The sequence below is a fragment of the Paenibacillus sp. UMB7766-LJ446 genome, from assembly GCF_030226665.1.
Classification (GTDB): domain Bacteria; phylum Bacillota; class Bacilli; order Paenibacillales; family Paenibacillaceae; genus Paenibacillus; species Paenibacillus vandeheii.
Window position 1 is genome coordinate 395939 of record NZ_JASOYM010000006.1, and the last position, 8557, is coordinate 404495.

At 36.8% G+C, this 8557-nt stretch carries 5 protein-coding genes; 2 read left to right on the plus strand and 3 right to left on the minus strand.

The features are described from left to right. Nucleotides 1–27 precede the first annotated feature (27 nt). Genes QP794_RS17790 through QP794_RS17800 form a run of 3 tightly spaced genes read right to left on the minus strand, consistent with a single transcriptional unit; the run spans nt 28 to nt 6986 of the window. Entirely contained in the window at nt 28–990 is a 963-nt protein-coding gene (locus tag QP794_RS17790) for a TauD/TfdA family dioxygenase (protein ID WP_285078299.1), read from the minus strand. A gap of 38 nt (nt 991–1028) precedes the next feature. Beyond that, nucleotides 1029–2498 carry a serine hydrolase domain-containing protein gene (locus tag QP794_RS17795; RefSeq protein ID WP_285078300.1) on the minus strand — a complete coding sequence of 490 codons (1470 nt, stop codon included), beginning with the start codon at nt 2496–2498 and terminating at the stop codon, nt 1029–1031. A 30-nt stretch (nt 2499–2528) separates the two neighbouring features. Next, on the minus strand, nt 2529–6986 hold the full coding sequence (locus QP794_RS17800) for an amino acid adenylation domain-containing protein (protein ID WP_285078301.1): 4458 nt from the start codon (nt 6984–6986) through the stop codon (nt 2529–2531). Between the two features lie 314 nt (nt 6987–7300). Here QP794_RS17800 and QP794_RS17805 point away from each other — a divergent pair, with 314 nt between their 5' ends. Further along, nucleotides 7301–8104, plus strand: a complete 804-nt coding sequence (locus QP794_RS17805) for a helix-turn-helix domain-containing protein (RefSeq protein WP_285078302.1) — start codon at nt 7301–7303, stop codon at nt 8102–8104. Next, nucleotides 8101–8346: an acyl carrier protein gene (locus QP794_RS17810; RefSeq protein WP_285078303.1), complete on the plus strand. Its 246-nt coding sequence runs from the start codon at nt 8101–8103 to the stop codon at nt 8344–8346. The genes QP794_RS17805 and QP794_RS17810 overlap by 4 nt, the downstream gene beginning before the upstream one ends. Nucleotides 8347–8557 lie beyond the last annotated feature (211 nt).

Genomic DNA, 8557 nt, shown 5'->3' on the forward strand with positions numbered 1-8557 from the left:
CATCTCTCCTTTGATTAGGTCCTGGATTTATACGTTATAGGGTTCAGCCATCGCAACGACAATTTTTCTATCTCCCTTAAATGTTTTTCTGCCGTGCGCCATGAGCATATTGTCCAACATGAGGACATCTCCCTCTTGCCATGGAAAGACTATACTGATTTCCTCGTACAGTCCTTGGATTTCATCAATTAAAGAGTCCGGAATTTTGCTACCATCTCCGAAATACGTATTGCGAGGAAGATTGTCATAACCCCGTTCTTCTATAAGCCATTCTCTGGCCTCTAAAGGCAGACTAGAGACATGAAATAAATTAGCTTGATTGAACCAGACCTTTTCCTTAGTGAGGGGGTGAATGGCTACTGAATCACGAACGGTTCGCGTCCGCAAATGATCTTTAGATATCCATTCGAATGCAATCCCATTTTTTTGGCAATACTGTTCTACGATCTTTTGGTCTTCTGTCTGGAAAACATTTTGCCAAGACAAATCCAAGATACCGTCGAAATTCCTTACATACATTACTTTCTTTTCGATAAATTGTTTTTTTATGGATGCATCTAGCTTCTGCAATAACTCTCTACTGTCTGCAATCGGCGTTTCCCCACCTACCTCGGCATTGATCTGGCAAGAAAACCATATCTTCATAGGCCATACTTTTGAATAAGAGCTTTCATTATGCATAGGTATACACTGGTCCTTAGGATATTCAGTAGAAGTATAGATATTATCCTGAACCTCAGTTCGTGGTGTAGATCGTTCCTTATACTCTAACAATTCTGAACTGAAGATTTGCGTGATTTCACTAAACTCTGATATCGATGCTTTGGGGAAATTCCGAAACAAAAGGCCTCCTCTTTGTAGCAATACCTCTTCTAATTCCTTCTTGTTCTCTGTAACCCATTGATTCAATTTGATTTCTTTATCAATGGGAGTATATGTGTAGAGCGATCCTGCAGTGTAATTTAATATGGAATTACCAATGTTTTTCATAATGATAAACCTCCTGATTTCATACGTTTTTGGAGAACTTAATCTTTTCTTTTTGGAAATAGAATGCTATATCCCCCGCAAAGGAAACATCCCCCTGCAGCTACGACCATGAAGATTGCACCCACAACCAAGCTTGAAGGAGCCCAAACGCTCAGGAAACTCCAGGGATACCCGTGATATAAAACAGTAGGAGATAAGTAGATGGCCACAGTGAAAATTGCATATCCAACAGATAACAACGTCAGTTTAATTCCCGCATTCAAGGATGGTTTTTGGAAAGATCTATGCTTGTCCTTATACATTCGAGAACAGAAGAATAATGACAGCGCGATCACAAGCAAGCTCAATACAAGAAGCACTCTCATCACATTATTCAATATCAGAAATAGATCTACTTCGGATGGAGTCGGCGTGTTCCCTAATAAAATTTGCTCAATTCCCATAGCTATTGAAAATACAGCCTCTGAATTCAGGTTGGCCATCACGGTTACCCCTATTTTTTTTCCTTTATTCAATAACATGTAAGATGAAAATCCCGGATTTGCTCCTGAATGTTCAAGTTGCTCACCTTCAAATGAATAAATCTCCCATCCAGCGGCATATGGCACTCCTTCTTGTATCCCCTCCAGAGTGTTATCCTTCATGTGTGATTCCAAAATGACTTCACCAAAACCAGGTACATTGATTATCCCCAATTGGATCTTCATCCACTGACGCATATCCTCAGCATTGGACACAATGTATCCAGATGGCGTATTCCCGCGATAGGATGGTCCGTCATAGGATGCTGCACCGAAAAAACCTAACTTATGTCCAGAAGCCATATTTTCCTCTGACTGAACTTGTGCCTTAGGAAAAGTATTCAATAATCCCAACGGATTGAATATATTTTCTATCATGTATTCTTCGTAACTCACCCCCGAAACTTCTGCTACAATGAGACCGATAATATCGTAATTCAAGGTTGCGTATTCGAACATTTGTCCTGGCTTGTTGACAAGTTGTACAGGTACCATTTCCATCAGCATTTGCTTCAAGGCATCAGCATCATTGCTTTCAGGGATTAGAGTTATGGAATCCGTAGGAATTCCGCTTGTATGGTGTAACAATTGCCGAATGTTAATGTCTGATTCGGTGCCATCCAAAACGGCCGTGAACCAAGGCAAATGTGCTGTTACGTTATCATCCAGGCTAAGCTTGCCCTGTTTAACCATGTGGAGTAATGCAAGCCCGGTAAAAGCTTTGGAATTGGAACCAAGTTCAAAAAGCGTCCTTTCATCAACGGCTTTGTTCCCGGAACTACGAAATCCATAACCTGCACTATATTCAAACTTATCTTGAACAATAGAAGCTGATAATCCAGGAATTTTCATTTTTTTCATTTCCCTATTAATAAACATATCAATAGATTTTTCAAGATTATGTGTTGAGGATTCAGCATACCCAACATAGTTATTACTCAAAAATACAACTAGAATTAGTAAGGTAAACATACGACGGAATTTCATATATAGAACCTCTCTCTTTTTATTGGCTCATCAAGAAAATAATGCATCCAAGTCCTCCTGGTTTAATTTATGTTCTGTAAGATCTACAATAGGGTCGCTTACAACTGAACGGATGAGAGAAATCTCTGTTAGTTTATTTTGTATTTTATTCATCCATAGTTGAATGGTATTTACAGAAAAATCATCTTCTTTATAGTTGATTTGAATATACAATTGTCCACTCATGACATAAATATTGATGTCCAGCAAACAGTTTAAATCATTGTAGGGACAAACATCGGCGCTAGTATTTGTATCTGAGGGTGTAAACCACGTACCAGCAAGGCCATTGTCCATCTCACCAAGATAGTTCAGTCGGACTAATCGTCTCTCTTCCACCCCTGATACATCTTTTAAGTAATAATGTATTCCGTAACCCATTCCATTGAGAGGTATACTGTTCAGTTCATTGGAAATAGCAATAATCTGATCTGTTAAATCTCCCGATTCAACAAAGAAATTAACGGGAAACAAACTGGTGAACCATCCGACTGTACGATTAATGTCGAGCGTATGATCGAACATTTCCCTGCCATGGCCTTCCAGCATTACAGAGATGTTGCTCTCCTTCGTTAGCTCCCATATGGTGAGAACAACAGCTGCAACAATTAAATCTTTTGATGTTGTCTGCAGATTTTTGTTCACCGTGGACATGATGAGTTTTGTTATATTTTCTTGAACTATCCTTTGTTCCTGAACACTTGGAGAGTTAGATCGTTCGGGCTGTAGCTTATCTTTTAGATTTATATAGTGAACTTGGGAAACAACTTTGTTCCAATACTCTCTATCTTTCCTGGCAGCAGGACTCTCAGCGTATTCCGATAGTTTACCAGCCCATTCTTGATAAGAGCTTCCTTTGGAGATCTGAGAAATATGAGATTGTTCCCCCTCCCTAATCAATGAATCCAGATCCTCCAATAGAATTCTCCACGATATTCCGTCTACAATCAGATGATGTGCAATGAATGATACCTTAATACCTTGTGGAGTATCGTAATAAACGCAATAAAATAAGGAGGGTGAATCCATTGAAATACTCTCTTTGATCTCCTTATCGTATTTGATTATACTTTCCAGATAATCTCCCTCTTCTTCTAATCGCAAATCCATGTATTTCATCACAGATGTCAAGGGAAAAACATCTTGATATTTTAACTGCATTGTTTCTTTGTCTATCGTTATTCTCAAAGAATCATGAACATCAACCAATTGAGAAATAGCATGGCAAAATTGGTTGTAAGAAATATCTTCCTTAATATTGATATGGACGGATTGCAAGTAATAATTCTTGTTACTTATTCTGCCTTTAAGAAACCATTGATTAATCGGCGCAGGAGGAATGCTTCCCTTACACTGGGCTGGTTGAGATGTTTTTTCAGTAACACGCTTCTCTGCCATTTCAGCATGCTCTCCAACAACTGGATATAAGAGTATATCCTTGGCCTTCAATTCAATTCCTTGCGTGTTGAGCAGGGAGGAAACTTGTATGGCTTTGATGGAGTCTCCTCCGATAAAAAAGAAATTGTCATCCAGAGATATATTTTCTGTTTTTAAGATTTCTTCCAATGCGCTCAATACCTGTTTTGCGATTTCAGATGGGTCACTGCGATTCTCAACACCCTGTGATAACTTAGGCATTGGTAGTTGTGAACGATTTATCTTTCCATTTGTCGTGACAGGCAAACGTTCCATTATCTCAAAATGTGAAGGAATCATATAACTTGGCAAGAGAAGCGATAACGATCTCTTTAACTGACTAGTAGAAATGGATTCTAGCAACTCCAAATGTGCAATCAGCATATCTGAGCCATTGGGTAACGAATGTTTCGTTACTACCGCTTCTTTAACGCCTTCAAGTCCACAAATGATGTTTTCAATTTCCAACACTTCGATCCGATAACCATTAATTTTCACTTGATCGTCTGCCCGGCCTACATAAAATAAGTTTCCGTCTTCGACGTAATAACCTATATCCCCCGTTTTATACATTCTTTGACCGAGTAAGAATGGATTAAGTAGAAACTTTTCATTTGTTAAATCACCTTGATTTAAATACCCCCTAGCAACACCAGCTCCCGAAACAAAAATTTCACCTTTTGTATACAAAGGAACCGGTTGTAACTCACCATCCAGAATATAGATTTGAGTGTTTTGTATAGGTTTTCCAATACTTACGGATCCGCCTCTAACCGAAACACTATCGTATCGGTAAATCATACATCCCACTACAGTCTCTGTCGGCCCATATTCATTAAATATATTGATATCCCGACCAAAAATTCCAAGCGCATTTTCGGCAAGCTGTACTTTTAAATCTTCTCCTCCAACGATTAACGTTCTGAGTGAATTTCCATAGCGCCCATGTTCAATCAGCAGTCTTAAGTGAGATGGAGTAAGCTTAATTACGGTGGATTGGTTATCCGTTATGACTTTATCCAACACAAATCCACTATCAGATTCACTGTAAATAATAGCTTTGCTTCCGCAAATTAACGGTGTAAAAATCGAAGTTAAAGTTAAATCAAAAGAAAATGACGAATAGACTGGAAACACTTCAATTTCGTCTACATATGTTGAGCAAGCCCACGTCGTGTAATTAAACAATCCACCATGTTCCACCATGACTCCTTTAGGAACACCCGTTGAACCAGAAGTATATATAATGTAAGCAAGTTGGTTTTTGGCTGGAATTACCATTAAATTATTTGTTGTTGTTCCCTCATATGTTGTTTCTAAAGAAATATCAATCACATTGATATTATTACTACATTCATAAATTCCACCTAAATTAGTTAAGATAGCGCTAACATTACTATCCTCAAGCATATATCTTTTTCTTTTTGAAGGAAGTTTAGGATCGATGGGTAAAAATGTCGCTCCAGCTTTCAATACAGCCCAAATCGCTATAATGGCTTCCAGAGAATGCTCTGAGATAATAGCTACAACCTTCTCTGATCCAATGCCATATCTGGAAAGGTTACGTGCTAATGCATTGGATTTTAGATTAAGCTCCTCATATGTTAACCTGGTCTCACCGTACTCAAGCGCAATTCGTCCTGGATGAAGTGCCGCTTGCTTGTAGAATAATTCAACAATACTATTTCCTTCTGTCTTGTGATCCTCAGTATCATTCCATTGATGAATAATCTCTTTTTCAAGCTCTGGCTCCATAATTCTTAAATCTTTTACCTTTGCCCCATTATCTATGATGATCTGCTCTATCAAATATAGATAGACAGATGAGAAGTGTTGAATCTGAGCATCTGTATAGTCGTCCGTCTTATACTCAAAGTCGAGTCGGATATGCCCATCCTGGTACCAGTCTTTAACAAAAACTTGAAGTGAATAAATCTGATGACCGGAGAAAAAGTCCAACGTTTTAATGTCAATTCCGGCACAATGCTCAGGAAGTGCTGCATTGCTGTAATTGATACAATGTTGAAATAGTTGATCCTTACCTTGTTGCTTGAGCAAAATATCTTCAATTAAAATATCGTAAGGATATTTCTGATGAAAATAACAATCATTTAATTCTTTGTGGACCTGAATCATAAATGTCGAATCTTGAATTTCTGGATCAATGTTCATTTTTAAGGGCATTGTGCTGGTATACATCCCAAAGCTTGCCCTCTCCTTGCGTCCAGAACGATTAAACACAGGAGTCCCCAATATGATCTCCTCAGTCTTATCCATTTTGGACAAGTGAAGAAACAATACACCGGTGAAAAATGCTGCATTTGTTATGGCTTGATTTTGGATATAGTTCCTAATGCTGTTTGAACGGTTAGCATCAATGATCGTCGTTAACCTACGAGCTTGCGTGTTCTCGCTGCTTTTAGATTGAGCAACCTTGGTCAAATCATCGAAACGTTTCGTCCAAAAGGTTTTGTCCTTTAAAAATCTCGAAGAGTTCTTGTATTTTTCTTCCCTATGTAGATAATCAGTAAATAATAATTGATCTGATTTAACTTCTTTTCCAGAAAATTTGCTTTGATATATATCAACGACTGACTCTGCGATTAGCTTCACAGACCAACCATCGCCAATCAGATGATGCACTTTAAAATAACATCCGGCATTTCCAGACTGATCAATGAAAACGATAAAACAAAAGAGTGAACTTTCAATCAATTCAAAAGGTTCGTTAAAGTGATTGGTAAACCACGTTTCAGAATCTATCTGCCTCTCTCTAAAATCGATAAAGGAGACTTCATGTTCAGTTTCATCAACATATTGATATACGTTATTAGAACTTCGCTTCAGACGAATACGCAAGTTAGCATTGTTATCAATCAGTTCCTTAATGCTATCTTTAAGTAATGTCAGATCCATCGCTTGTTTGAAATAAAATGCGCCGCCCAAGTTATACAGAGAACTCTTTGAATATATATTCTCTATGATCCATACTCTTTTTTGTGGATGAGACAATGGATATAGCAATATAAACACCCCTTATTTATATACAGTTATTAATTAAAACTTGTTGTTATTATAATCAGATAATGGTGTTATTTGTCGTAAAATTGATTATAATGGAATAATAACTCCCATTTTTCTTCTATAGGAGATATTATAAACCAACTTTTTTCAAAAAAAATTGCTTTTTTTGCTTTTATGTAAAATTGGATACATAATTTAAGATATGTTATTTTAATCTTATATGAATCTATGATTGGCAATTGATTTTTTAAAATTATGTAGATGTGATTTGAATAATGTTGCGGATTCTTAGGTCTATTAAACTTGTAAAGGAGTACCCATGTATGAAGTTTGTTACGGTTTCTGCATATAGTGTCGAACATCTTTTGCCTAAGAACGAAATATTTTGTTCCTCTGTACACCATCAAGCTTACGCAATCATTGTTCCTTCTTCGACTTTCGTATCTTATGATGGGAATGAGCTACTTATAAATAAAATGAGCACACTTGTCGGTAAAAATTTCAGTTTGCGGAACTTAGGTTCTTCTTCTGCAGAGATTCGCAAAATTACTTTTAATTATTCGTTTACTGATCTAGACGAATATCCTTTAGTCATCGAAACTTCTTCTAAGACAATGAGAAACATAAACAAATTGTCCAAATTAATATGCGGGCCGTTAGCCGGACGTTACATCGCTGAAACAGAAGAGCACATTGAAACCCTTCTTCGAGCAAATCATAAGAATTTCAGTAAGCGCTCTCTTGATGTGAATACCAAAGCACAGACAAGAACAATTGATAATCGTTTGATTATGGTACATCGCTATATCCGTAAACATTATGCAGAACCACTCACGCTACAATTACTTGCTGAATTAATCTATTGCAATCCAGTTTATTTAAGCAATAGTTTCTCTAAAATATTTGATATATCACCTATGCGGTACTTACAACAAGTCCGGATGAAACGCGCCTGTGATCTTCTAAAAACATCCAACCTGAATATCAAAGAACTCACGATTGCCATCGGGTATATTTCAAATTCTCAGTTTTCTAGTATCTTTAAGAAACACTTTTCTCGTACTCCAGCAGAATATCGGAGATTCATCCGCATGAACTGCAACGAAGGGGAGAGTGTAAATCATTGACCGAAGATCTAAAAGATACCGTAATTAAAAATATTGCTCAGTGCCTGCAGATAACTAACATCAAAGAAATTGATATGCATGATAATTTAAATGACTTAGGAGTATGTTCTATTAAAATGATAAGACTGATTGTAATTTTAGAAGAACATTTTGATATCATTTTTAGTGATGAAGAGTTGTTATTTGAGAACTTTAACACTTTATCCAATATACTTAACATAATTCAATTGAAGTTAAAATAAGTTTTAAACACTTTAATAACAGATGAAATGTCCTGAGCCTCTAATTAGCAATACTTAAGACAAATTCACACTGGAAAACAAATAATACACGACCTTTTATACTTACTAAGAATTAAAAAAGGTGATCTCTGAATTAAAATGTACCCTATAAGATGGACACTTTAAAAAGGTCATCTTATAGGGTCTTTTTTGTGTACAATGAATAAAAAAC

What these genes read in the sequence shown, in the direction of transcription:
- QP794_RS17790 (WP_285078299.1), bottom strand. Translation starts at nt 990, where the DNA reads ATGAAAAACATTGGTAATTCCATATTAAATTACACTGCAGGATCGCTC.
- QP794_RS17805 (WP_285078302.1), top strand. Translation starts at nt 7,301, where the DNA reads ATGAAGTTTGTTACGGTTTCTGCATATAGTGTCGAACATCTTTTGCCT.
- QP794_RS17795 (WP_285078300.1), bottom strand. Translation starts at nt 2,498, where the DNA reads ATGAAATTCCGTCGTATGTTTACCTTACTAATTCTAGTTGTATTTTTG.